The sequence below is a fragment of the Microbulbifer maximicatervae (SeqCode) genome (assembly GCF_052467505.1).
Window position 1 is genome coordinate 2,521,898 of the sequence record NZ_CP174313.1, and the last position, 24,440, is coordinate 2,546,337.

Below are 24,440 nucleotides of genomic sequence, written 5' to 3' on the forward strand. Positions count from 1 at the left end.
ACGATAAAGGGAAACAAGGTTATAGCCTTTATGATATTTTGTATATGTGACCATTTAAACACTAAAAAGCCTAAATAGGGCAGCCAAATTAGTGCTGAAAATACTACCGTATACGCAATGATATGCAGCCCCTCCTTCCAGGCAGGACCTATTTGCAATACATATATCCGCAGCCCATCACATGCAAGCCAAGTTGGTAGACACATTAACAATGACAGCGCGACAACAGTTTTTTCAGTAGTGTTGATGTGGCTTCTCCATTTGGCATTTAACGCCCGCCTCAACGGCCGGAGGTCCGATTGCAGGCGCTTGTTAAGTGCTTACTGCACATTATTTGACTGTAGATTTTTGATAACACGCTTAGCTAAATCTTTTGTTATTGGATAATTGATAGCTGGATTAGCTAACCAAAATATCATTTCATCCAATGTATCCTTGTACTCACTAAGAAGCCCAATGTCCTCTCGATGTTCGATCGCATTTGCCCATTCTCTGACTTTTTGATCACTTAATTCACCGGAGATAAAAAGTTCCAGTACATTTTCCAGGTGAGATGGCTTTAAAGTTACCAAGTCAATTTCTGAATCCCAGCCGTATGACTTGAGATCTCTCAGAATCTCATCTATTGGAGCTTTATACTCAACTAACTTTGTAACTAGAATTTTGCGCGATTCCATCATAAGCACTTAACAGTTAATTCAAAAGCAGCGTCTATATATCACCCTTCTATATAATTCTACCGCCTTCAATCAAAGCCCGCTTAAAAACCCAATAAAATCAAAAAAATACATTGAGTGGCACGAAACGAAACAAGTAGATATAAAGCAGCGTCTTTATAATTCCGAGCTCTCCCTGCTTTATATCATTTTTCACATCCTTTAAAAATCAACAAGTTATAGAATTTTCCCCAGAAATAGGAGCAGCGTCTTTTGAATTCTGATATACGAAGCAGGACTTAGTTATCAGTACTGTATTTCATCAGCCTACTATGCACATATGTCCCAGCTGGAGGGATGCGCTACCGCGTAAAGAATTGGCTTGCTTAGTACTCGACCTTACTGAGTCAGGAATCTTTTTTGTTGAGATCAGCAGCAGACTCTTTAGAGCAAAGAAAAGTGACGGTCCTTACCCCAAAGACGAAAACGTCCCGCTTCCCTACAAGGCTCTCATAAAATCACAGGGTCGCTGCTGGCCATTCCACTTGCAGTTGATAAGCCATCCATAGTGGTTTGTCCCCCACTCTGCTATTCTGCGCCCCCTATAAAGAAGCCCTTCGAACTTTGGCCTGGACCTTTCTGTTCAGATCTATCCCGATTGCATGCTTCAAGAACATCAGGTTTGGGCTTGCCGTTCATTATTTGATCGAACGCTTCTGCTTATTAAGCCCCCGAGGAAACCTGCCCCCTACCCCAATCTGAGCCGGCCGCCACTCCTGCGGGGCTCTTGGGGTTTGCGAACACTTTTGTAACTTACTGATTTTCTTAGAGAAAAATGCCAAAAACCGCAAACAAGACCAAGGCCGCGAAACCCGAACACACCCCCATGATGCAACAATACATGCGCATCAAGGCCCAGCACCCCCAAGAGCTGGTGTTCTACCGCATGGGGGACTTTTACGAGCTGTTCTTTGATGATGCCAAGAAGGCGGCAGAGCTGTTGGATGTCACTCTTACTGCCCGTGGCAAGTCCGGGGGTGAGCCTATACCCATGGCCGGTATTCCATACCATGCAGCTGAGGGCTACTTGGCGCGGCTGATTAAAGCTGGTGTTTCCGTTGCCATTTGTGAACAAATCGGTGATCCCGCCACCAGCAAGGGACCGGTTGAACGCCAAGTAGTACGTATTGTTACTCCGGGCACGGTCACCGACGAGGCACTTCTCAACGATCGCCGCGATAACCTCCTGGCTGCTATTTCACACTTGGGCGATGTATTTGGCCTGGCACTGCTGGACCTGGCAACCGGTCGTTTTGTGGTTCAGGAAACAGATACTCTGGAAGCTCTGGCCGAGCAGGTGCAGCGCCACAATCCCGCTGAACTGCTTGCGCCGGAAGAGCTTAGCCTGCCGATTGAAATCGAACGCCGCGCGGGCGTGCGCCGCCGCGCACCTTGGGAGTTCGAGCTGGAGAGCGCTTTGCGTCTGCTCAACCAGCAATTCGGCACCATGAACCTGGAGGCCTTTGGTTGTAGCCATATGCACGGCGCTGTGATCGCTGCCGGCTGTTTGCTGCAATACGCACGGGACACCCAGCGTACCGAGCTGCCCCATATTCGCGGCCTGCTGACGGAAAGTGGTGATGAGACAGTCGCCTTGGATGGTGCCAGCCGCCGCAATCTGGAGATTGATCTGAACCTGAACGGTGGCGATGACAATACCCTATTGTCGGTCTTCGATAGCTGTAAAACCGCTATGGGTAGCCGCTTATTGCGCCGCTGGTTCAACAACCCCCTGCGCCAGCTGACCACCTTGCGCAACCGCCAGGATGCCATCGCAGCGTTAATTGCCGATTATGGCTTTGAGCCTCTGCGTGATGCCCTCAAACCTGTAGGCGATATGGAGCGAATCCTGGGCCGTTTGGCACTGCGCTCTGCACGTCCTCGGGATTTGGCTCGCTTGGGCCAGTCCCTAGCTCAATTCCCAGAAATTCAGCAACAGTTAGCGGAATCTGAAGCAACTTTATTGAATGAATTGTGCAGCCAGATCGGCGAGTGGCCAGAAACCGTAGAGCTGCTGCAAGATGCCATTATTGAAAACCCTCCGGTGGTAATTCGCGATGGTGGCGTTATCGCTACCGGCTACGACGAAGAACTGGACGAGCTGCGCGCTATCAGTGAAAACGCCGGCGATTACCTGGTGCAACTAGAGCAGCGGGAAAAAGAGCGCACCGGTATTCCCACCCTTAAGGTGGGTTACAACCGGGTGCACGGCTACTTTATTGAAATCAGTCGCGGGCAAAGCGATAAGGCGCCAGCTGAATACATTCGCCGCCAGACCCTAAAGAATGCCGAGCGCTTTATCACGCCCGAGCTGAAGGAGTTTGAAGACAAGGCACTCTCCGCCAAGAGCCGCGCGCTAGCTCGTGAAAAGGCATTGTACGAAGAGCTGATCAATCAGTTGAATGAGTCCCTGGCAGAGCTCCAAGCCGCCGCAGCAGGTATCTCCGAATTAGACGTGCTGGCCTGCTTGGCCGAGCGCGCTGACGATTTGCGCCTGTGCCGCCCAGAACTGGGCACTGAGCCGGGCCTGCATATTACCGGCGGGCGCCATCCGGTGGTGGAGCAGGTATTGGACGAGCCCTTTGTGGCCAACGATATTGAGTTGCACGACGACCGCCGCATGCTGGTAATTACCGGCCCGAACATGGGCGGTAAATCTACCTATATGCGCCAGACAGCATTGATTGCCCTGTTGGCCCACTGTGGCAGTTACGTACCCGCCGACAGTGCCCAGATCGGCTTGCTGGATCGTATCTTCACTCGCATCGGCAGTGCCGATGACCTGGCCGGTGGCCGCTCCACCTTTATGGTGGAAATGACCGAGACCGCCAATATCCTGCGCAATGCCACCGAGCACAGTTTGGTACTGATGGATGAGATTGGCCGTGGTACCAGCACTTACGACGGCCTGTCCCTGGCCTGGGCCTGTGCCCACTACCTGGCAGGGGAAGTGCGCGCCTTTACGCTGTTCGCCACCCATTACTTTGAACTGACTGACCTGCCCAACCAGTGCCCTGAAGCCGCCAACATCCACTTGGATGCCACCGAGCACGGCGAGGGAATTGTCTTCCTGCACCGCATCCAGGAAGGGCCCGCCTCTAAAAGTTACGGGTTGCAGGTGGCCAAACTGGCCGGTATCCCCAGTGATGTATTGACCGAGGCCCGCGCGCGCTTGGCGGCATTGGAAGCCGGCGCCCAGTCAGTAGATGTGCCCGCTCCTATCGCTACGCCTGCACCGGCCCCCAAACAGGAGCCGGAAGAAGCCGCTGTGCCAATGCCTGCGGGCCCTGGTTCCCCCCAGCAGGTAGATCTGTTTGGCAGCCCAAGCCACCCGGCCGTGGATGCCCTTGAGGAGCTTGATCCGGACGATTTGACGCCACGCCAGGCACTGGAAGCGCTCTATTCTTTACGCAAGTTACTGAAGTAAAAGACCGGGCGACCCTAGTCGCCCAATTCATCCTGTTATAAACAGTGAACTAAATCGACTGAAAAGCCACTACAATTCGCGCCAGTAATTGATAAAATCCGCTGCACGAAGAATTCAGTGGCACTATCGAGGGACAAACATGACATTCGTAATTGGGGAAAACTGCATTAAGTGTAAATACACCGACTGTGTAGAGGTTTGCCCGGTAGACTGTTTTTACGAAGGCCCCAACTTCCTGGTAATTCACCCAGACGAGTGTATCGACTGCGCCCTGTGTGAGCCGGAGTGCCCCGCCAACGCGATTTTCTCTGAGGATGAGGTTCCGGACGATCAGCAAGAGTTTATCGAGTTGAACGCAGAACTCGCCGAGGTATGGCCCAATATTACTGAGAAGAAAGACCCATTACCGGATGCCGAGGAATGGGACGGCAAGAAGGGCAAGCTGGACCAGCTAGAGCGCTAAACAAGTTCAAAGAAAAAAGCCGTCATTGACGGCTTTTTTTCTATCTGTGGAAACCCCAAAAAATGAAAATAATAATTAATGCTATTTGCATTTGGCTTTTTGTATTTTCAATCTGTGCCCAGGCAATTACCGGCAAGGATAAATGGGTAGCGCTTATTTTTGATGAGGGGCCCTCCCCCGACAAAACCGAACCGCTGTTAAAGCGGCTCGAGTCTTTGGAAGTGACCGCCACTTTTTTCCCTACAGGGCAGGAAATGGAAAGGTACCCGGAACAGACCCAGGCAATCATTCAGGCTGGGCATCAGTTAGGCAACCATGGTTACTCACACACAAACCTTTCCCAGATGCCTTTGAGCAGTGCCAAGGAAGAGATTAAAAAAACCTGTCGGCTACTACAAAGTAATGGCTATACCAGCAAGCCCATGTTTCTCCCTCCTCACGGAAAGATGTCTGACGAGCTGGGCACGCTTTTAAGTGATCACCAGTTCAAGATTGCTCACTGGGATATCGATCCTACTGAGCAACTGCAAGCAGGCGGCGCTCAAGTCGCAGCTGACTATATATCCCAAAAGGCAAAAGACGGAAGTGTGGTTCTGCTTCACCCCATGTATGGTCAGCACCATCAGGTAATGGAGGCCCTGCCCCTCATTACTGCGCAACTCAGGCAAAAGGGCTTCCAGTTTGCCACACTGGAGCAACTAACCCTGATGAAAGCAGGCGACCATTTGGAACCTGTGGAGCGGGACTCTATCAATTAGCGGAACGGGAGCCCAAGGCTCCCTCCACTCTATTGGGAGCCTCTTATGTTGCGCTGGGCTGTCACCTTCCTGGTTATTGCGCTGATCGCCGCCTTCTTTGGCTTTAGTGGCATCGCTTCGACCGCAACTGAAATAGCCAAGATTCTGTTCTTTATTTTCCTTGTGATGTTTGTGCTGGCACTGATTTTCGGCAGACCCAAGTAGAACAGCCGCCCAAGGGCGCCTGTTATTACTTCTTGTGAGGCACTCGGGTCGGCGCCAGGCTGAGTACTTCAGCAATGTGATTGGCCCCCAGTACCATCTCCATTACGCCCAACGCCTCAAGAATCTCATCATCACCGGCACCGAGCTTTCGCGCAGCGGCAATCAGGTGCTCGCGATGGTCATCAGGGGCGCTGTTGGCATTGCGCGCCAAGTCAAACAGGGCGTGCTCTTTTTCAGAAAAGTGCACATGCTTGGGGTCAGTGCGAATCCGCATCACTTCATCGGTTTCCACCCCAAGCATTTGCAGAGACATACTGTGATGGTAAATGCCATAGTCACAGTGGTTATCGGCTGAGACTGCCAGGCCAATGGCTTCTTTCAGCTGCGCCGACAAACAGCCGTGAATCATCACCGTCTTAAACTTGTACCAGTTTGCCTCAAGCAATCCCGGGTGTTGGGCGTAGACACGGAACAGACTGGGGATTCCCCCCAGCTCGTCATCAATCTCAGCAAAAACCCTGGCTACATCATCGGAAGTTGGGTGCTCGACCAACGGAATACTGCTCATTATTCACCTACCTGTCATCGCCGGGTGTCCAAGTGGCATAAATTACTTTCTGGCACGACATAACACTGTATATAATCACAGCATGAGAAAGATTATCCACTGTGATTGTGACTGCTTCTACGCTTCGGTCGAAATGCGTGACGATCCCAATCTTCGTGGATGCCCTTTGGCCGTTGGAGGCAGTAGCGACCGCCGCGGAGTGATCTCTACCTGCAACTATGAAGCCCGCAGCTATGGGGTTCGCTCCGCAATGCCTACCGCCCAGGCCAAGAAACTGTGCCCTGATTTGATTGTAGTACCCGGCAACATGGCTAAGTACCGGGAGGTCAGCGGGCAGATACGGGAGATATTTCTCGACTACTGCGATGATATTGAGCCCCTATCCCTGGACGAAGCTTTCCTGGATGTCACCGACAGTGGCCGCTGCCACGGCAGCGCTACCCTAATCGCTGAGGAAATCCGGCAACGGGTGCGCGATACCCTGGGTATCACTATTTCTGCCGGGGTGGCCCCGAATAAATTCCTGGCCAAAATTGCCAGTGATTGGCAGAAGCCCGACGGATTGACAGTCATTACGCCAAGCGAGGTCGATCAATTTGTTTTGCGCCTGCCTATCAACAAAATACACGGCGTGGGACGGGTGACCGCAGAGAAAATGCATCGACAAGGCATTCGCACTTGCGCGGATTTACGCAATTTTTCACAAGTTGAACTGAGTAAGAAGTTTGGCAAATTTGGCCGCCGCCTTTACGACCTTTGCCGTGGTGTTGACGATCGCCCGGTAAGCGGCGATGGCTCCCGCAAGAGTGTTAGTGTCGAGCGCACCTTTCGCGAAGACTTATCCAGTTTTGACGAATGGCTGGAACAGCTGACAGAGCTGTATATGCGTCTGCTGGAGCGCCTGGAAAAACTCGGCGATCATTACGAAGTAAATGGCGCCACCGTTAAAGTAAAGTACGCAGATTTTACTACCAGCACCCACGAGCGCAGCAGCCGTGCCGGGCGTATTTCTGAATTCCGCCAGCTACTGAAGGAGTGTCGAGAAAAACGCCCTGCTCCTATCCGCCTTCTTGGGGTAGGCCTGCGACTCACAGACCTCCGGGCGGGGCAAGGCCCTGTCCAATTGCCACTACCCTTGCCGGAGCAAGCCTCTTTTTGACGTTTGATTGCTTAATTAGGCGCATCATCACCTATCGATAAATCTGGCGTTGGCCCTTACCCGAGCAACCACCTCTCAAACCAGGGGCAACTATACTTCGCAAGCCCGAAGATTCGTATCTGTCGTACCGTGACATCGGCTGAAATTATAAGTACTGGCCAGAGAATAATTGCGACGCAGAACCATACTACAATCTTCTTTATTGACGCCGCATAAACCAATACTCGGCCAGTGGTTCGAGGCGGGATAATTTGCGTACGGAGGCTCAAGACATTGTCTCTCAAAGAGTTACGCCAGCTATCTGACGAGGCGCTATTCCAATACTACAAGGAGTCGCGCAAACCTGCTGTGTTCCGTCAACTCTACGGCCGTCATAAAGATTCCCTGTATCGCTACTGTATGCAAATGGCGCCGTCTTCATCCACTTTACTCTTGCAAAAACTCTGGCGTGGTCTTTTGGAAAATCCGCCAGAACTGCACGGGCGCCTGCTTAAAAGTTGGCTTTACATCCAAGTCAATAAATTGCTCAAGCTTGAGGAATTTTCCAGTTCGAAGAAATCCGCGCAAGAGTCTCCCCAGCACAATAGAATTCTTGCAGCAATTCAAAATTTACCTTCTCAATTGCGCAATGTTTTATTACTGCATATGGAATGCAAGCTGCCACTGGCAACCGTGGCTGACATCGAGCAGCTCTCTCTCAATAAATGCCGCACCCTATATCATCGCGCCCGCACCGCACTGGACGAAGCGATATACGGTTCGGAGAGAAGACCTTGGCAAGTAGAAGTTATCGAAGAGTAATCGAGTTAATGCTATGAGCAATTGGGAAAATCAATATTTTAAAGAAGCCGAGACGTTGACTTCCCCGCAGCAGCTGGATGACGATCTATATAAAACAGCCCAAACCTATAAGCCGAAAGTAAACGTCAATCATCTACTCTCTCGTGCAACAGTAAGTTGTAGCTTGGTAACCGCCTTGCTATTGCTTCTTCATCCAGCCCAACACCTGGGTGCCTTCACTCACAAAGCAAATTCCACCGAGCAGCATTTGTACGAGCCGGCGTTAAGGGATTGGAAAGAAACTGTGATGGCAGTTACCCCAGCGCCAGATCCCTGGCTCGCACTACGCAATCAGGTAAATAGTGGCGAGTATGTTGCCTTGTGCCACTATTGGCGGGCAGAACAGCAGGATGCAAGTGAAGAATCCCTACCCGATGAATTACGTAAAAGTGCTAAGCGTCACTGCCGGATTTTATCGAGCACGGCTTCAAGGAGCTAGAAACAACTGATATCAAGTTCAAGCGGCCAATTCGAATTCTCACTCCCTATACAGTCTCAACTTAGCCACTACACTGTGGTGGGCATCTACGGTGCCGGTGGTCCTTCTGCCGGAGAAAATCCGGTACTAAAGTCGGTAATCAACCAACTTCATGGGCGGATATTCTCCCACACACGAAAGCTAACTATTTACCGTTACCTTAAAAATGGGGTTTCACGCAAAAAAGCAGCGATATTGTTTGGCTACAGCAGAGGGGGAAATGCTGCGATAAAAATCGCCAATGCGCTTGGCCGGCAAGGCATCTCTATACAATGCCTGGTGATATTTGATGCCCACAGCATCAATGACAAAAGAAAATTCAAACTCAAATATGACAATATCAAAAGGGCTTACAACTTCTTTCAAAGAAACCCCAGAACCGCCGGAAAATATGGCTGGTGGGGTATAAACCCCTACTGGGGATGCACCCTATTCTCACCATTTATCGAAGTCCAACAATTTGACTTTACTGGCGAGTACTACAAAAAAGGTATTCCCGCTTCTCACTTGAATATTGTTCGCATGGGTCTCAACACCCTTAAACAGGAAAAAACGTTTATATAAACTCGCCTTAAATAACTCTCAAACAGATCGAATCCACCACTTTCCTCTGCGACTTAGAAAAATGGTGGTCCAACCTTATACCGACCCCACTAGGTAATCTGCAGAAAAATCCACTCTGCAACTAAAGCTGGCTTCGCCTCGCCCTCTATTTCCATAGTTACCATCAGCTTAATTTGATACTGGGAATCTTTTTTCTCCGTAATATCCAGTATTTTCCCAAATACGCGCACCCGGCTACCGGTCTTTACCGGGTTGATAAAGCGGACTTTATCCAAACCATAATTCACCCCCATATAAGCACCTGTAACCGTTATCTGTAGAGCCCCTACAAAATAAGGCAGCAGTGACAATGAGAGAAAACCATGGGCAACCGTTCCCCCAAAAGGTGTTTTGGCGGCGGCCTCTGGGTCTACATGGATGAACTGTCGATCCAAGGTGCACTCAGCAAAGCTATCAACTCTCTGCTGGTCAATTTCAAACCAGTCTGTGGGCTCTGTTTCAAAGCCAATGTAATAGCCGAGGCTATCAGGTGAAATTTCTACAGGCATCGAAGGCTCCTTTTCGATTCTCTATTCGCTTTCTCAGCGACTCCCAACCTCAATAGGCCGAGAGACCGCCATCTACTGCCAGTGCCTGCCCGGTAATGTAAGTCATTTTTGGGGAAACCAGCATCAACATGGCCGCTACGACTTCTTCCGGCTTGCCCAGGCGTTTCATCGGGCATCCCTCAGCGAGAAACGCTTGAACTTGTTCAGGGCTGGCATCTTCAGTTGCAATATCGGTAACCATCGGGGTCAGACAATAGAAGGGGCAAATCGCGTTTACACGGATACCGTACTTGGCGTTTTCCATCGCTGCCGTTTTGGTCAGGCCGATCACACCATGTTTTGCCGCGGCGTAGGAGGCTATCTTGGGAGCACCGCCCAGCCCCGCCATAGAGGAAACATTCAGTACAGCTCCGCCGGTCATCTTCAATAGGGGCAACTGGTGTTTAAGCCCCAGGAAAACACCCTTAAGGTTAACGTTGTACTGAAGATCCATCATGGCCTCATCGGTCTGCTTAAGAGACATCATCGGAGGCGCGATTCCAGCATTGTTAACAGCGATATCCAGCTGTCCAAACTCTGACTGAGCCAATTGCGCCAGAGCAGCGCAATCAGACTCTTGGGAAACATCACAGCGCTGGGCGCGCACAGCAATATTTTGGCTTCCCAGTTTGTCCGCCAACTGCATCAAAGCCTCTTCATTGATATCTCCCAATACCAAACGAGCGCCCCGAGAACCAAGCTCCTCGGCCAGTAATTTTCCAAATCCACTGGCAGCACCGGTAATCAGTGCGACTTTATCGCTAAAATCGAGAATTGGATCATGCATGGTTAAATCCCCCCACACGAAGTCAAACCACCATCTACAACGACACACTCGCCGGTCGTATAACTGGAAGCATCGGAGACCAAATACAAAACGGTACCCGCCATCTCTTCCGGCTCCGCATGACGGTGCATGGGAATATGGCCAACCGCAGTTTTATAAATATCCTCGTGGGAAAACAATGCCCCGGCGAATTTGGTTTTTGTAAGCCCTGGTAGTAAAGCATTCACCCGGATATTAAATTGCGCACACTCCTTGGCAAACGCTTTGGTCATATTGACTACCGCCGCCTTGGTAATTGAGTAAATACCCTGCCCTACACCCGGTTGCAAGGCATTCACTGACGCGGTATTTACAATAACGCCACCCCCCTGCTCTCGCATCAACTTGCCGGCTTCTACCGACATAAAGAAATAACCGCGTATATTGACCTCTACCGTCTTTTCGAAGGCCGCTAGATCAGTATCAAGAATATGCCCAAAATAAGGGTTGGTTGCCGCATTGTTGACTAAAATATCCAAGCGACCAAATCGCTCGCGAATATCGCCAATAACCTGCTGGATATTATCCATGTTGCCAATATGGCAGGGGATTGCATCGGCACAGCCTCCGGCATCCACAATTGCGTCGGCTACGGCCTGACACCCCTCAATTTTTCTGCTGGAAACCAAAACATGGGCACCCTGCTCAGCCAAAAGTTTTGCGATGGCCTCACCAATACCTCGACTGGCACCCGTCACCAGGGCAATTTTTCCCGAGAGATCAAAAATATTCTTTGCCATTTCTTATCCTTATAATTTCAGAAGTTAACCGTTAGCAGCGATATCCAATGCAGCTTGTGCGAGGGGTTCTACCAGGGCTCCCAGTTTTGCCGCATTTTTATTGGAGGCATTGCCGTCTTTTGCACGCTTCACCACCCCCTGAACAATCGCTGCCAGGCGAAAGAAGCTAAATGCCAGATAAAACGGCCAATTATCAATCCCATCAATACCCATTCGCTGGCAGTATTTGGCCACATACTCTTTTTCGGAGGGGATGCCCAAGGCCTTTATATCCAAGCCTAATAGGCCGGACATTTTGTCTTTGCCGGCGGGCATTCGCATTTGCATACACTGGTAAGCGAGGTCGGCATAGGGATGTCCCAGTGTGGAAAGTTCCCAATCCAAAAGCGCTATGACCTTGGGCTCCTGAGGATGGAAAATCATATTGTCGAGCCGGTAATCACCGTGCACCAATGCGATACGCCCATCATCATCCGGTAAAACGTCACCCAACCAGGCCATCAACTCATCCATTGCGGCAATGGGCTCCAGCTCAGAGGCTCGATATTGAGTGCTCCAGCGGTCCAACTGCCGCTGAAAGTAATTACCTGGTCGGCCGTAATCCGAAAGGCCTACGGCATTAATATCCAAACTGTGCATGGCCGCCAGTACACGATTCATTTCATTGTACATAGCGCTACGCTGCTCGACGTCAACTTCCGGCAGTGCCGCATTCCAGAATATCCGGCCCTCACAATATTCCATTAAATAAAACATAGAACCGATCAGGTCCCGGTCCTCACAGAGGTGCAATACCTTGGGCACCGGCACATTAGTATCGGCGAGTGCCGACATTACCCGGTACTCCCGATCTACGGCATGGGCAGATTTCAATAACTTGCCCGGAGGCTGGCGCCGCAAAACATAAGATCGCGCCGGGGTTTGCAACTTAAAAGTGGGGTTAGACTGGCCACCGGGAAATTTGGTGACCGTTACAGGCCCATTGAAACCGTCGACTTTGCCGGACAAATATTCTTGCAGTCGCTCAACAGGCAGCTCTTCCACAGAGCTGCGCAAATTGTTTACCGTCTCAGTCACTGAGTCCTCCATGATTTTCCGCGGCGGCATAGTGAGCAGCCAGGTTTCTGCCCAACTGCATCATATGGACTTGATCGGGACCATCCGCCAGACGGATAGTCCGAGCATAGGCATAGTGATGGGCGAGGCTGTAATCCTGCCCCAATCCCGCGGCGCCGTGAATCTGTATGGCGCGATCTATCACCTTACAAGCCATCTGTGGCGCGACAATTTTTATCATTGCGATTAAATCTTTGGCCGCCTTATTACCCAACCGATCCATTTGCGCAGCGGCCTTCAGAGTCAGCAGGCGTGCCTGCTCAATTTCGCAGGCGGATTTGGCAATATCTTCACGCACCGATCCCTGCTTGCTCATCGGGCGGCCAAAGACAATGCGCTGCTCCGCGCGTGCCGACATCATTTCCAGCGCTCTTTGAGCCTGGCCAATTAACCGCATACAGTGGTGTATCCTGCCCGGCCCCAAACGTCCCTGGGCAATTTTAAAACCGCGCCCCTCTCCAAGAATTAAATGGCTTGCGGGCACCCGGACATTTTCAAAAATCACCTCTGCATGCCCTTCCGGTGCATCGTCATAACCGAATACCGTCATCGGGCGAACTATTTTGACTCCAGGCGTATCGGTGGGTACCAGGATTTGCGATTGCTGCTGGTGACGATTGGGATTTTCCGGGTCGGTCTTACCCATCACGATCATCACTTTACAGCGTTTATTCATCAGGCCACTGATATAAAACTTGTGACCGTTAATAACGTAACTGTCGCCATCGCGGATAATCGACGTTTCGATATTAGTGGCATCGGAGGAGGCAACCCGGGGTTCGGTCATAGCAAAGGCAGAGCGAATTTTTCCATCCAGAAGCGGAGTTAACCATTGTTCCCGCTGGGCCTCAGAACCGTACTGAGCCAAAACTTCCATATTGCCCGTATCCGGGGCATTACAGTTAAATACCTCCGATGCAAAAAGTACTTTCCCCATTTCCTCAGCCAGGGGCGCATACTCCAGGTTATTGAGCCCGGCACCGTAACGGGAATCCGGCAAGAACAAATTCCAGAGTTCCGCTTCCCGGGCTTTAATCTTTAATTCTGCCAAAATCGCCGGCTCTCCCCAGCGATCCTCCTGCAACTGCTGCATAAATATCGCTTCGGCGGGATAAATATATTGCTGCATGAAATTTTGCAGGCGTTCCAGCAGTCCCTTTACCTTGTCTGAGTATTCAAATTCCATCGCTACCTGCCCGATCAACTGTAAGTGATATGTTCGTGACGCCCATCCCGATCCAGGTGCGGCACATGATTGAAACTGTGCAGACTGATATTTTCTGCACTGAAAAATAAACGGCTAACGGCTGTGTTTTGGATTTGCATATTGAGATTGGCAACGGTGGAAATTGAGCCTCCCAATATTTGCGTCAACATCATGGCAATGGCACCACCCGAACTAACAACCAGGGTTCGGCTGCCTTTGGGGCTATCGCAAATGTTTTTAAGCGCATCTGCGATTCTGGCTTCAAAATGCGACCAGGTTTCCGGTGGACTGATCTCACCGGCGGCCCAAGCCAGCATCCCCTGCTTCAGGAATCGATAAAAATCGGCGCGACTGGCACCTGCTCCCGGTGCCCGATCCGGGTATAGTTCGCTGTAATGCTTGGCAACCGCTAGAAAATCAAATTCATTAAGCTGGGTGAGTACACTGCGGGTATTTTCACCGGGGATTTCCAGCCCCTCGCAAATGCCGTCCAAAGTTTGCCGGTGCCGGGTTAGGTTGCCACACAGCAACCGGTCGAAACGAATACCCTTATCCCGCCAGTATTCACCCAACCAGCGCGACTGTTGCCAGCCGGTATCGGAGAGATTGTCATAGTCATCGGCCCCAAATGAAGCCTGTCCGTGACGTACCAGAATAAATTCAGCCACCTATTTCCCTCCCCTTTTGATCTCCCCAACCCTATCTCCAGCATTTGAATCATCAAAGTTTATTATGCGAATATTGAATCATTCATGAGAGTGATGGTGGTGACAGCAATGCAATTACAGCGGATCGACATGAACCTCTTTCCCGTGCTGGAGGCGATATACACAACCCGAAACCTGACTCGTGCCGCTGAGCAACTGCATATCACCCAGCCGGCTGTCAGTAATGCTCTCGCGCGACTTCGCCGTACGTTAGACGACCCACTATTCACTCGCAGCCCCACCGGTATGGCACCGACGCCACTGACTGAGAGCATTATGCCGAAGGTCCAGGAAGCTCTTTCTCTACTGGGGGCAAGCCTTAGCGAGCAGCGTCATTTTGTGCCACAGGAAGCCAGAAAAACCTTGCGGCTCTCCATGAACGATATGGCGGAGACTTTCCTTTTACCTAGGCTGCTGGAAGTGCTGGAGCAGGAGGCCCCAGGTATCACTGTCGAGTCTTTCCAGGTCCCAAGGGAGCAGCTGGTCAAGGAACTGGCCGCCAACACCCTGGACTTTGCCCTAGATGTTCCCGTACCCACTTCCCCACAGATAAAACAACAGCGACTGATGAACGATCGCTACCTGTGTATGTTGCGCCAGGATCACCCCTTGGCGGATTCCGCCAGCCTTACCCTGGAACAGTACCTGAAGCTGGAACATATCCATGTCTCCAGCCGTCGGAGTGGTCCTGGCCTGGAAGATATTGCCCTGAACAAGTTAGGGCGCCGTCGCAATGTGAAATTGAGGGTCCAGCACTACCGGGTCGCACCGTTAGTGGTATTGAGAACCGACCTGGCACTGACAGTCCCCGCCAGCCTGGCGCGACAGTACTCAGCCCGATTGTTTGAGCTTCCGTTTCAAATACCGCAAATGGACTGGCACCTGCTGTGGCATAAAAATCAACACGACGATCCCGCCAATCAATGGCTGCGAAACAAGTTGGTAAGCTTGGTAGAGGAGTAAATGAGCCTCTGTATACGTCGAGACAGGGAACCCTTAAAAAACACTTTATTTATAGATGAGAATGGGACGCATCAAGGTTAGATGGGGCCCGTAATTGATCACTGAATTCGACCGGTTAAGTCACTGTTTCACAGTGGGCCGTCTTGTTATCCTGCTGGGCAACGATATGCACTTTTTTGCATATACATAAATGAACCCTAAAGGTTACAAGAAGAGAAATTTGCCATGTCCCAAGCCTACCCTAATATGCTTGCCCCCCTGGACCTGGGCTTCACCACCCTGAAAAACCGGGTGCTGATGGGCTCCATGCACACCAACCTGGAAGAACACCCCAATGGCTTCACCCGTTTGGCGGCCTTTTTTGCCGAACGTGCCCGCGGTGGCGTTGGCCTGATTGTAACCGGTGGTATTGCCCCGAACGAAGAGAGTGGCGTATTCCAGGGCGCTTCGAAGATGACCACTTCGGAAGAAGCCCAGCAGCACCGCGAAGTCACCGATGCTGTTCACGCTGAGGGCGGCAAGATCTGTATGCAGATCTTGCACACCGGCCGTTACGCCTACAACGAAAACCTGATTGCACCCTCTCCCATCCAGGCGCCGATCAACCCCTTCACCCCGCGCGAATTGACCAGCGAGGAAATCGAAGGCCAGATCGATGACTATGTACGCTGCGCCACCCTGGCTCGCGAAGCCGGCTATGACGGTGTGGAGATCATGGGCTCCGAGGGTTACTTTATTAACCAGTTCATCGTGAAACGCACCAACAAGCGTACCGATGAATGGGGCGGCTCCTTCGAAAACCGTATCCGCCTGCCGATCGAAGTTGTGCGCCGCGTACGGGAAGCCGTCGGCGAGAACTTTATTATTATTTACCGCCTGTCCATGTTGGACCTAGTGGAAGATGGCAGTGACTTCGATGAAGTAGTGGCTCTGGGCCAGGCTATCGAAAAAGCTGGCGCCACAATTATCAATACCGGCATCGGCTGGCACGAAGCGCGCGTTCCCACTATTGCCACCAGTGTTCCCCGCGCGGCATTTACCGATATCACCGCCAAGGTGAAAAAGCACCTGTCTATCCCGGTAGTTGCCAGCAACCGTATCAATGTGCCGGAAGTCGCCGAAGAAGTTCTGTCCTCCGGCCAGGCTGACATGATCTCCATGGCACGCCCCTTCCTGGCAGACTCTGAGTTCGTCAACAAAGCCGCCGAAGGCCGCGCCGACGAGATCAACACTTGCATTGGCTGTAACCAAGCGTGTCTGGATCACACTTTCCAGCTGAAACTGACCTCCTGCCTGGTAAACCCCCGCGCTTGTCACGAAACCGAATTGAACTACCTGCCTACCGACAACGTGAAAAAGGTAGCTGTAATCGGCGCCGGCCCTGCGGGCATGGCCGCATCTACCGTTGCCGCAGAGCGTGGACACGAAGTAACCCTGTTCGAAGGCAGCGATAAGATTGGTGGCCAGTTCAATATCGCCAAGCAGATCCCCGGCAAGGCAGAATTCCAGGAAACCCTGCGCTACTTTAAGCGCCGCCTGGAAGTCACCGGTGTTGAAGTAAAACTTAATACCATCGCCACAGCGGAAGACCTGCAATCTTTTGATGAAGTGATTATTGCTACCGGTATCGAGCCGCGCACTCCACCGATCCCCGGCATTGAGAGCGATAAAGTCCTGGGTTACCTGGATGTACTGAAGCACAAGAAGCCGGTTGGCGAGAAGGTTGCCATTATCGGTGCCGGCGGTATCGGCTTTGATGTAGCGGAGTACCTGACCCACGATGGCCCCCACTCCACTGAAGATGAAGTGGTCGCCAGCGATAAGGAAGAGTTCTTCAACGAATGGGGTGTCGATATTGCCCTGGAGAATCGCTCCGGCCTGAAGCCTCGCGAAGCAGTAAGCTCTCCGCGCCAGGTATACCTATTGCAACGCAAAACCACCAAAGTGGGCGCGGGCCTGGGTAAAACCACCGGCTGGATTCACCGCGGCAGCTTGCAGCATCGCAAGGTAGAGATGATTGCCGGTGCCCTTTATGACAAAATTGACGATAAAGGTCTGCATATCCGCGTTGGTGAAGAGGAAAAGGTACTGGAAGTCGACAATATTATTGTCTGCGCCGGTCAGGAGCCTGCACGCAAGCTATATGAAGCTCTGCAAGAGCGCGGCGTAACCACCCATCTGATTGGTGGCGCTGATGAAGCCGCAGAACTCGATGCCAAGCGCGCTATCGACCAGGGCTCACGTCTCGCTGCCGAGATCTAATCTCCCAGCGATCACAAAATAAAATACCCCCGTCGACCAGAGTTGGCGGGGGTATTTTTTTGCCCTTAAATTCTGTATCCCTTGCTAGGACACATTGGCGACTCGATCCGCGACTACCGTTCCCTCAGGCTCAAGCCACTCAGGGCGAGACAGATACTCGGTAAGGCGATAGAGCACGAACACAACTCCACATAACGCCACTAACAAGCCGTATAAGGCCGGGCCACTCCACCATTGAATAATCACTCCACCAATTAATGGCGCCATCGACCAGCCAATGGCATAAAAGGAAGAGGCCCCAAAATAGGTACCCCGTAAATGGGATGGTGCCAACCGATCAATTTGAATGCTCATGGTTGGAAACAAAATTGCCTCAGCCAGACTCAAAATAAAAGTCGCTCCGAGCCAACCCCAAAACCAATCTACCGGATTTAGGGCATACCAAATCTGGGAGATCGACAAAATACCCAACCCAATCACAATACGGGTGTTAATGGCCAGCGGCCCCATTAACTTCATAATGGGAAACTGCAGTAATACTATCGTCGACGCATTAACAAAGATCATGCTGGATATCAGCTCCACCAATCCCGGCGCTTCAGCGCGGGTAAGGTATTGCACCAAGCTTGAATCCATATGCGCATAGATAAACAGCGTTAAAATATTCGCAATAATCACCACCAGAAATACCTGATCACGGCGCAATACCGAAAGCGTATTTCCCAGAGATACGCCCGCATCCCTTTGCTTACTCGCTAAACGCCCGCTCTCAGTTCTGGCAAAACCCCAAACAAAGGCCAGGGCTAAGAGTAGGTAGCTGAGAGAGGTGAGCCCAAAAGTGGATTGCTGCGCACTCAAACCGGCCCAGACACCCACAATGGGCCCCAGCGCGGCCCCCACATTAATCAGGAAGTAGCGGAATTGCAGCGCCAATTCACGGCTGGCTTGATCGTCAATTAAGTCGCCTATCAGCGCACTCGCCGGCGGCTCCCACACAGCGCGACCAATAGCACACAGGGTCATCGCACAGATAAATCCTGCCAAGGTTTGCGTCACAGCCAACAAGGCAAAGGAAAAAATACTCACAATACAGCCAAGCAATAGCATATTGCGACGCCCATAGCGATCCGATAGCGCACCGGTAAAGAAGCCCAATACAGCAGCACCAACGGCAGATGCACTCAAGATCAAACCAATTTCAGCCGCACCGAGGTGAAACTTTTCAAACAGAAGGATGGCCAGGAAAGGCCAGACCATAAAATAAGTTCCACGGCTAAAAAAACTGCCAATTAAAATAATCCAAACTAACGGAGGGAAGCTCCTCAAGCTTCTCCACCACTTCCCATTCATGGTTACTACTCCAATAGATTCACTGCCAACAATTCGATAGAGGCACCTGTCCTGTATGGTTTAAGTTGGCTGGTTCCAGATAAAAGAATGGCGCCAAGGCCACTCGGCGAGTGCCCGCAAGACTTTGGTACAAATACAAACCCGGAAGGTTCTTTCACTATTCGGCCAAGGTGCCCATCTTTCAGAGGAGGGCAAGCAGCCTACCTCAGAAAATTAAGAAGCAGACAAAGAAGAGTTTCAGTAAGCAAGATGAATTTGAGACAAACAACCTATATTTACCGACAAAAAAACCCGAGATGATAAGATCCCGGGTTTCCTTCTTGGCAGAAAATGCTCCTGCCCTGCGGCTAAACCTTGGTATTAACCCAAACTGTTAATTACAGGTTAATAGAGAATAATCTGAGTGAGTTGCACAACAATCATTCTGAATACGGTTACCCAATACTATCCGACAAGATTTGTTTTGAAAACCCAAATTGACAGATAAAACAAAAAAATATTTACCACACCACCACCTCAGTACAAACCACTAAAAGCAGAATCTTCCCCCCCGTCTATACTCGTTCAGGAAAAGCACCCGAGCCGACCAGCAGAAAAAATACTGCCACGCTTTTTTAATAGAGAGATAAGTCGCGACATGTCCCTATCCAACATGCTCGTTCAAGTGCGTGCTCAGGTTGAGCAGGCATTGAGGAGCCAACGCCCTCCTTATACGTTGTTTTTTTCAATTAGCGATGTAAAGAAGCGTGCCATCGTAAAACATAAAACGGCGGCAGATATTGCAGAGGTATGGCAAGACCTAGCAAAGATCATCCAAAGTGCAGCAAAATCGCACAGGGTGAACCCCTGCTGGTTGAGAGTTGACTGGGTAACTCAAAAAAGTGCAATGACGTTTGCTGGGCTGGAACAAATACTTAGAGATACCAAACGATCATACTTTCGCTATGGTCTGGCATTGGATGATAACTGTGATGTCGCATTCCTTGAACAGGAACTCAATGCTAATGCCATGCTTTATGGCGGGAATCAGATCGATCACGTAATCATCAACGAGAATAATTTCCTTGCCTATGCTAAGAAACGTTTTGGACTAAACACCAAGTTAGATTTTTCAGATGACAGCCCAGTATATCTTCTGTCAACTCAGGGGATTTTTTGTGAAGCTAAACGTGAACCCGTCTGCCTCTATGGTCCAGGATTAGACGCTGGTCGGCGTATCATCGAAAAACTAAATGCTAATACTGTTACGAAATTAATTAAAACAAGCAGCCATTACCTGGGCAGCCAAGTCAAAAACAATGGAGCATTCCACTATGGTTGGCATGCCTGCTTCGACCGGAAGATAGATACCTATAACAATTTGCGTCATGCAAGCAGTACCTATGCGATGATTGAAGCCTGGGAGGTAACCGGTGATAAAGCACTGATGACTTCCATCCTTCGGTCACTAAAGTACCTGACAGAAAAGCTAATACAATCCGCGCTCCTTCCTTCAGGGAAGATGGGTGCATTTTTAGTAGAGTCGAATAATGAGATTAAATTAGGGGGCAACGCTGTATCACTCCTGGCACTAGTAAAGTACTCTGAGGTAACAAAAACCGAACACTACTCCGATTTAATGGAGCAGCTGGCACTTGGTATGGAGTACATGCAAGACGCCGTCACTGGGCAATTTTGTCATGTTCTTGAATATCCTGAACTTCAAGTTAAAGACAAGCATAGAGTCATCTATTACGATGGTGAAGCTGCCTTTGGTTTAATGCGTCTTTACGGATTTACTAAAGATTCCCGCTGGCTGACATTGGTCGAGAAGGCATTCAATTATTTTATCCGAGCTGAGCACTGGCGTGCCCACGATCACTGGCTGAGCTACTGTGTCAATGAGCTGACACTATATCGCCCTGAAGAAAAGTATTATCAGTTCGGTATTCGCAACTTTTCCAGTTACTTGGATTTTGTTGAAAATAGAATCACCACCTTCCCAACTCTGCTTGAATTGATGATGGCTGCTGAAAAGATGGTGACTCGCTTACGCAAAGAGCCCAAGTTTCAGTACCTACTAGACCAGGTAGATCTAAAGCACTTTTACAGAGCGTTACACAAACGTGCAATGTACCTCCTAAACGGCTATTTCTGGCCCGAAATAGCCATGTACTTCAAGAATCCCAGACGAATCTTAGGAAGCTTTTTTATACGGCACCATGCTTTCAGAGTTCGTATTGATGATGTCGAGCACTATCTATCTGGTTTTATCGCCTATCGAAATTATCTTATTGCCGCCAAAGATATACCGGAGGATATTGAGGAGGCATACCAAGAAATGCTTATCGAACCAGCTGCCGATTCACACAAGTCATTGCCTGTGCTCGCTTGGGGGGGGGACGTAAACTTGGCACGAAGGCAACATTATCGCACGGCACAATTTGGAACCGAGAAAGTGCTCGGCACAATTATTGCCCTAAAAAACGCAGATATAAGCGTAGTGAATCTAGAGTGTGTGATAGGGACTGAGGGCGAACAAGGAATCAGTAAGGGAGAGTCATCCCCATACTATTACCGAGCCCGCCCTGAAATGCTATCCGTGTTAATGGAGGCCGGTATTGATGTCGTTGTTACTGCAAACAATCATAGTGGGGACTATGGAAGCAAAGCACTTTTGGAGCAACAACACTGGCTGGATGCAACCGGTATCGGTTACGCTGGATCAGGTATTAATATCGAAGAAGCACTTACCCCAGTATATCGTCCCGCCGGTCGGCTAAACGTCGCCATTTTCTCTATTGATGCCACACAGCCCCGCTTTGCCGCAGGTCCAAGTACGCCTGGTTGCGCTCATCTACCACTTACCATACCCAGCCTCTGGCTTGATAACCTAAAGCCTAGGATTGAAGCAGCGCGCAAAAAAGCACATCTCGTGCTCGTCGCTGTTCATTGGGGAAACAACAGAGAACCAAAACCAAGCGAAGATGAAATAACCATTGGCCACGCCATTATCGATGCCGGAGCAGATGGTATATTAGGTACCAGCGCACATAACCTACAAGGTATTGAAATTTATCAGGACAGACCTATTATCCACGATGCTGGGGATCTTTTGTTCGATGCGGTCCGACGTAACCTAGCCGATAGTGGAATCTTTCGCCTCCAATTAAGCGAAAATGGAATAGAAAAAATCATTTTTGTGCCCGTAGGTGTTGGGTTTGGTTTCAGTAAGCAACTAAGTGGAGATGTAGCAAAAGATCTTACGCAACGATTTTCGAAAGCTTGCTCAGAGCTGGGGACACACCTGACCTTAAATCCAGATGGTAGCGGAACCATTCTACTGTCACCTCCAGACAGGCAATACCGTAAACTTCCCCATCTTCTTAAAACCCATTACAAACGAGAAGTAATTAGAGAAAAGCGTCCATTGAACCCTAATTGGACTGTAGATCAAGTCCCCCTAGATGCTCGCATCCCCCCAATAAAATGCGGGCCGCTTAAACTATTGGGAGTAAGATTTTTTCCGCGTGAAATAAAGACTAGACAAATGTTATGGGTAGAGTCATTTTGGACTACCGATAAAAAGGTAAAGGAGGATTTCCGTTTAGATTTTCGAGCGATCCCAATCAAAGAAACATCTATGCCTTATTGGGGAAAGGCGATGGACCACGATCCTTGTGATTGGCAAGTACCCACTTCTCGATGGGAACCAGGAAGAATCTACCGTGACTTTTATGGGTTAAGGGCCCCGGCAGCCAATCAAATTAAGCCTGTTCATCTTCAACTTGCCGTAGGTATTATTTCCAACACACAACAAGTAAAGCCTGTAATTGTTGGCGGAATGATTACACAGCTAAACTTTTCTAAGAAGCCGCCACAAATTCCTACATACAAAACAGATTTTCCTCCGGCTGTATACCAACATACGCCTATGCAGACTTGGAATGCTCAACAACTTGAACTAGTTTCTGGAGGAAAATGGCTAACGCCGCCACCTGAAAATTGGTACATTCGCAGCGTAATTTCTGGGAGTGGATTTTTAGACCAAGCAGTGGGGCCTGTCTTATTTGTTGCTCATACAAGTAAAGACAGAGATTTTCACGAACAGCGCTCAAAGCCATCTGCCAATTACTTTGACTGCCATAAAACCCTTCCTGAATTTGCACATCGTATTGCTGGCGCCATTGTTTCCCACCCTGTAGATGGATTGCCTAAGGAACTGCCTGTACTTCAAGTTGAAGACCCATTAAAAGTTATAATTGAGCTCGGATTAGCAGCCAGAAAACGATTCCAAGGCGATGTCATTGCCATTACAGGTACTGCAGGAAAATCAAGCACCCTAAAAATGCTTGTGCAAATTCTGGGCCCCAAAGAAAAGATATTATCCAGTTTAGGTAACTATAACTCACGTGTAGGCGCACCTTCGATGCTTGCCAGTCTAAATCCTGACCATGAAGCTGCCGTTATCGAAGTGGCTCAGAGCGCATTATGGATGAAACGAGGCCCCATCACAAGACAGATAAAACCAACTATATCTATAATTACGGAAATTGGTCTATCACAAACTAACCATCGCATAAAATCAGTTGAAGACACTGCGAAATGGAAATCGTGCATTTTTGACGGATTAACGAATTCTTCAGTAGCTATATTAGGGGACCACCTAAAGTGCTTCGACTATATTCTTTCGCAAGCAAAAAAATATGCTAAAAAAATAATAGTGTTTGGCAAAGGAGAAAGGGCAGATGTTAAGATAATAAATATTGATGCCGATGAAACTGGAAGCAATGTCACACTACAGTTCCCAACTCAAAGATTAGAATTAAAGGTTCCCGCACCCAGCACTGGCATGATGTACAATGCCATAGCTGCTATTTGTGCAGCTTACGCGCTAGATAAAGACCTAGCCCAATGCGCAAATAGATTGCTTGACCTAGAACTTGATGAGGGACATTTAAAAAGAAAAAATTTAAACATTCAAGGTAAATCCCTAACACTTATTGATGATAGCTGGAACGCTGAAGTTTGCTCCATGATTAATGCATTCTCAGTATTTTCTCAGAGTAAAATAAAAAATAATGGACGAAGAATTGCGGTACTAGGTCGCATTGTCCATTTAGGTAAAAAAGCACAAGAATTACATGAAAGTCTCACTCACCCCTTACTCAACAGCAATGTTAACTGGGTAATAACACACGGTGAGGAAATGAAATTTCTCCGGGAGTTATTACCGGAAGAAATTTTAGGACCACATTTTTCAGAGGCTTCACCTCTCGTTGACTATCTAGCTGATTTCTCCCAGGATTCAGACCTAATACTTATCAAAGGATCCAGAAGGGACTCCGACTTTGGCTCAATCCCCATCCTACTAGAAAAACTTCAAAAAACCGGACAACCCATAGAGGTAGAATAAAACTTAAAATCCAACACATGACAACTCAAGAAAAACATGATACAGATCAAACTTACACATCTGGCCGACAGATGTAATTCGCTATACCACTGCACGCCCTACTAAACCCA

20 protein-coding genes are annotated in these 24,440 nt (G+C 49.6%); 10 read left to right on the top strand and 10 right to left on the bottom strand.

The genetic code is table 11. From position 1 onward, the window contains the following. Positions 1–320: 320 nt before the first annotated feature. Positions 321–680, bottom strand: a complete 360-nt coding sequence (locus ACJJIN_RS11195) for a hypothetical protein (protein WP_444898116.1) — start codon at positions 678–680, stop codon at positions 321–323. Between the two features lie 811 nt (positions 681–1,491). Here ACJJIN_RS11195 and mutS point away from each other — a divergent pair. The 4 genes from mutS (at position 1,492) to ACJJIN_RS11215 (ending at position 5,568) form a co-directional block, all read left to right on the top strand. Continuing rightward, positions 1,492–4,143 carry a DNA mismatch repair protein MutS gene (gene mutS, locus ACJJIN_RS11200; protein ID WP_444898117.1) on the top strand — a complete coding sequence of 884 codons (2,652 nt, stop codon included), beginning with the start codon at positions 1,492–1,494 and terminating at the stop codon, positions 4,141–4,143. A gap of 139 nt (positions 4,144–4,282) precedes the next feature. Further along, a complete protein-coding gene (gene fdxA, locus ACJJIN_RS11205; RefSeq protein WP_108732342.1) occupies positions 4,283–4,606 on the top strand; it encodes a ferredoxin FdxA in 324 nt (107 codons plus the stop codon). Between the two features lie 62 nt (positions 4,607–4,668). Beyond that, positions 4,669–5,364 carry a polysaccharide deacetylase family protein gene (locus tag ACJJIN_RS11210; protein WP_282931842.1) on the top strand — a complete coding sequence of 232 codons (696 nt, stop codon included), beginning with the start codon at positions 4,669–4,671 and terminating at the stop codon, positions 5,362–5,364. Between the two features lie 45 nt (positions 5,365–5,409). Further along, positions 5,410–5,568, top strand: coding sequence for a DUF1328 domain-containing protein (locus tag ACJJIN_RS11215; protein WP_282931841.1), 159 nt, complete (start codon positions 5,410–5,412; stop codon positions 5,566–5,568). Between the two features lie 25 nt (positions 5,569–5,593). On the opposite strand, the gene ACJJIN_RS11220 is transcribed toward ACJJIN_RS11215, so the two are convergent. After that, a complete protein-coding gene (locus ACJJIN_RS11220) occupies positions 5,594–6,136 on the bottom strand; it encodes a carboxymuconolactone decarboxylase family protein (protein ID WP_444898118.1) in 543 nt (180 codons plus the stop codon). Positions 6,137–6,218: 82 nt separating this feature from the next. On the opposite strand from ACJJIN_RS11220, the gene dinB reads away from it, so the two are divergent. From dinB to ACJJIN_RS11235, 3 genes are all read left to right on the top strand, one after another. Beyond that, positions 6,219–7,295, top strand: coding sequence for a DNA polymerase IV (dinB, locus tag ACJJIN_RS11225; RefSeq protein ID WP_444898119.1), 1,077 nt, complete (start codon positions 6,219–6,221; stop codon positions 7,293–7,295). Between the two features lie 273 nt (positions 7,296–7,568). After that, a complete protein-coding gene (locus ACJJIN_RS11230) occupies positions 7,569–8,096 on the top strand; it encodes an RNA polymerase sigma factor (RefSeq protein ID WP_444898120.1) in 528 nt (175 codons plus the stop codon). Positions 8,097–8,109: 13 nt separating this feature from the next. Continuing rightward, positions 8,110–8,574, top strand: a complete 465-nt coding sequence (locus tag ACJJIN_RS11235; protein WP_444898121.1) for a hypothetical protein — start codon at positions 8,110–8,112, stop codon at positions 8,572–8,574. A 213-nt stretch (positions 8,575–8,787) separates the two neighbouring features. Here the strand turns inward: ACJJIN_RS11235 and ACJJIN_RS11240 are convergent, their stop codons facing one another. The 7 genes from ACJJIN_RS11240 to ACJJIN_RS11270 form a co-directional block, all read right to left on the bottom strand. After that, positions 8,788–8,979, bottom strand: coding sequence for a hypothetical protein (locus ACJJIN_RS11240; RefSeq protein ID WP_444898122.1), 192 nt, complete (start codon positions 8,977–8,979; stop codon positions 8,788–8,790). 287 nt (positions 8,980–9,266) lie between these two features. Then, on the bottom strand, positions 9,267–9,725 hold the full coding sequence (locus ACJJIN_RS11245; RefSeq protein WP_444898123.1) for a MaoC family dehydratase: 459 nt from the start codon (positions 9,723–9,725) through the stop codon (positions 9,267–9,269). A 49-nt stretch (positions 9,726–9,774) separates the two neighbouring features. Then, entirely contained in the window at positions 9,775–10,551 is a 777-nt protein-coding gene (locus ACJJIN_RS11250) for an SDR family NAD(P)-dependent oxidoreductase (RefSeq protein WP_444898124.1), read from the bottom strand. A 2-nt stretch (positions 10,552–10,553) separates the two neighbouring features. Further along, positions 10,554–11,330 carry an SDR family oxidoreductase gene (locus ACJJIN_RS11255; protein WP_282931833.1) on the bottom strand — a complete coding sequence of 259 codons (777 nt, stop codon included), beginning with the start codon at positions 11,328–11,330 and terminating at the stop codon, positions 10,554–10,556. A gap of 24 nt (positions 11,331–11,354) precedes the next feature. After that, the gene (locus ACJJIN_RS11260) at positions 11,355–12,407 is read right to left on the bottom strand and encodes a phosphotransferase (protein ID WP_444898125.1); all 1,053 of its coding nucleotides are present in this window, start codon (positions 12,405–12,407) and stop codon (positions 11,355–11,357) included. Further along, positions 12,400–13,632 carry an acyl-CoA dehydrogenase family protein gene (locus tag ACJJIN_RS11265; RefSeq protein WP_444898126.1) on the bottom strand — a complete coding sequence of 411 codons (1,233 nt, stop codon included), beginning with the start codon at positions 13,630–13,632 and terminating at the stop codon, positions 12,400–12,402. Before ACJJIN_RS11265 ends, ACJJIN_RS11260 begins: the two co-directional genes overlap by 8 nt. Before the next feature lie 14 nt (positions 13,633–13,646). Continuing rightward, the gene (locus tag ACJJIN_RS11270) at positions 13,647–14,321 is read right to left on the bottom strand and encodes a histidine phosphatase family protein (RefSeq protein ID WP_444898127.1); all 675 of its coding nucleotides are present in this window, start codon (positions 14,319–14,321) and stop codon (positions 13,647–13,649) included. Positions 14,322–14,429: 108 nt separating this feature from the next. Here ACJJIN_RS11270 and ACJJIN_RS11275 point away from each other — a divergent pair, with 108 nt between their 5' ends. Together ACJJIN_RS11275 and ACJJIN_RS11280 are read left to right on the top strand one after the other, a co-directional pair. After that, a complete protein-coding gene (locus ACJJIN_RS11275) occupies positions 14,430–15,323 on the top strand; it encodes a LysR family transcriptional regulator (protein ID WP_444898128.1) in 894 nt (297 codons plus the stop codon). A gap of 225 nt (positions 15,324–15,548) precedes the next feature. Further along, positions 15,549–17,585 (top strand): oxidoreductase, encoded by a 2,037-nt coding sequence (locus tag ACJJIN_RS11280; RefSeq protein ID WP_413664906.1) that lies wholly within the window; start codon positions 15,549–15,551, stop codon positions 17,583–17,585. 84 nt (positions 17,586–17,669) lie between these two features. On the opposite strand, the gene ACJJIN_RS11285 is transcribed toward ACJJIN_RS11280, so the two are convergent. After that, positions 17,670–18,935, bottom strand: coding sequence for an MFS transporter (locus ACJJIN_RS11285; protein WP_444898129.1), 1,266 nt, complete (start codon positions 18,933–18,935; stop codon positions 17,670–17,672). Positions 18,936–19,572: 637 nt separating this feature from the next. Between ACJJIN_RS11285 and ACJJIN_RS11290 the strand changes: the two genes are divergently transcribed. Beyond that, positions 19,573–24,330 carry a CapA family protein gene (locus tag ACJJIN_RS11290; RefSeq protein ID WP_444898130.1) on the top strand — a complete coding sequence of 1,586 codons (4,758 nt, stop codon included), beginning with the start codon at positions 19,573–19,575 and terminating at the stop codon, positions 24,328–24,330. The last annotated feature ends 110 nt before the right edge of the window (positions 24,331–24,440 follow it).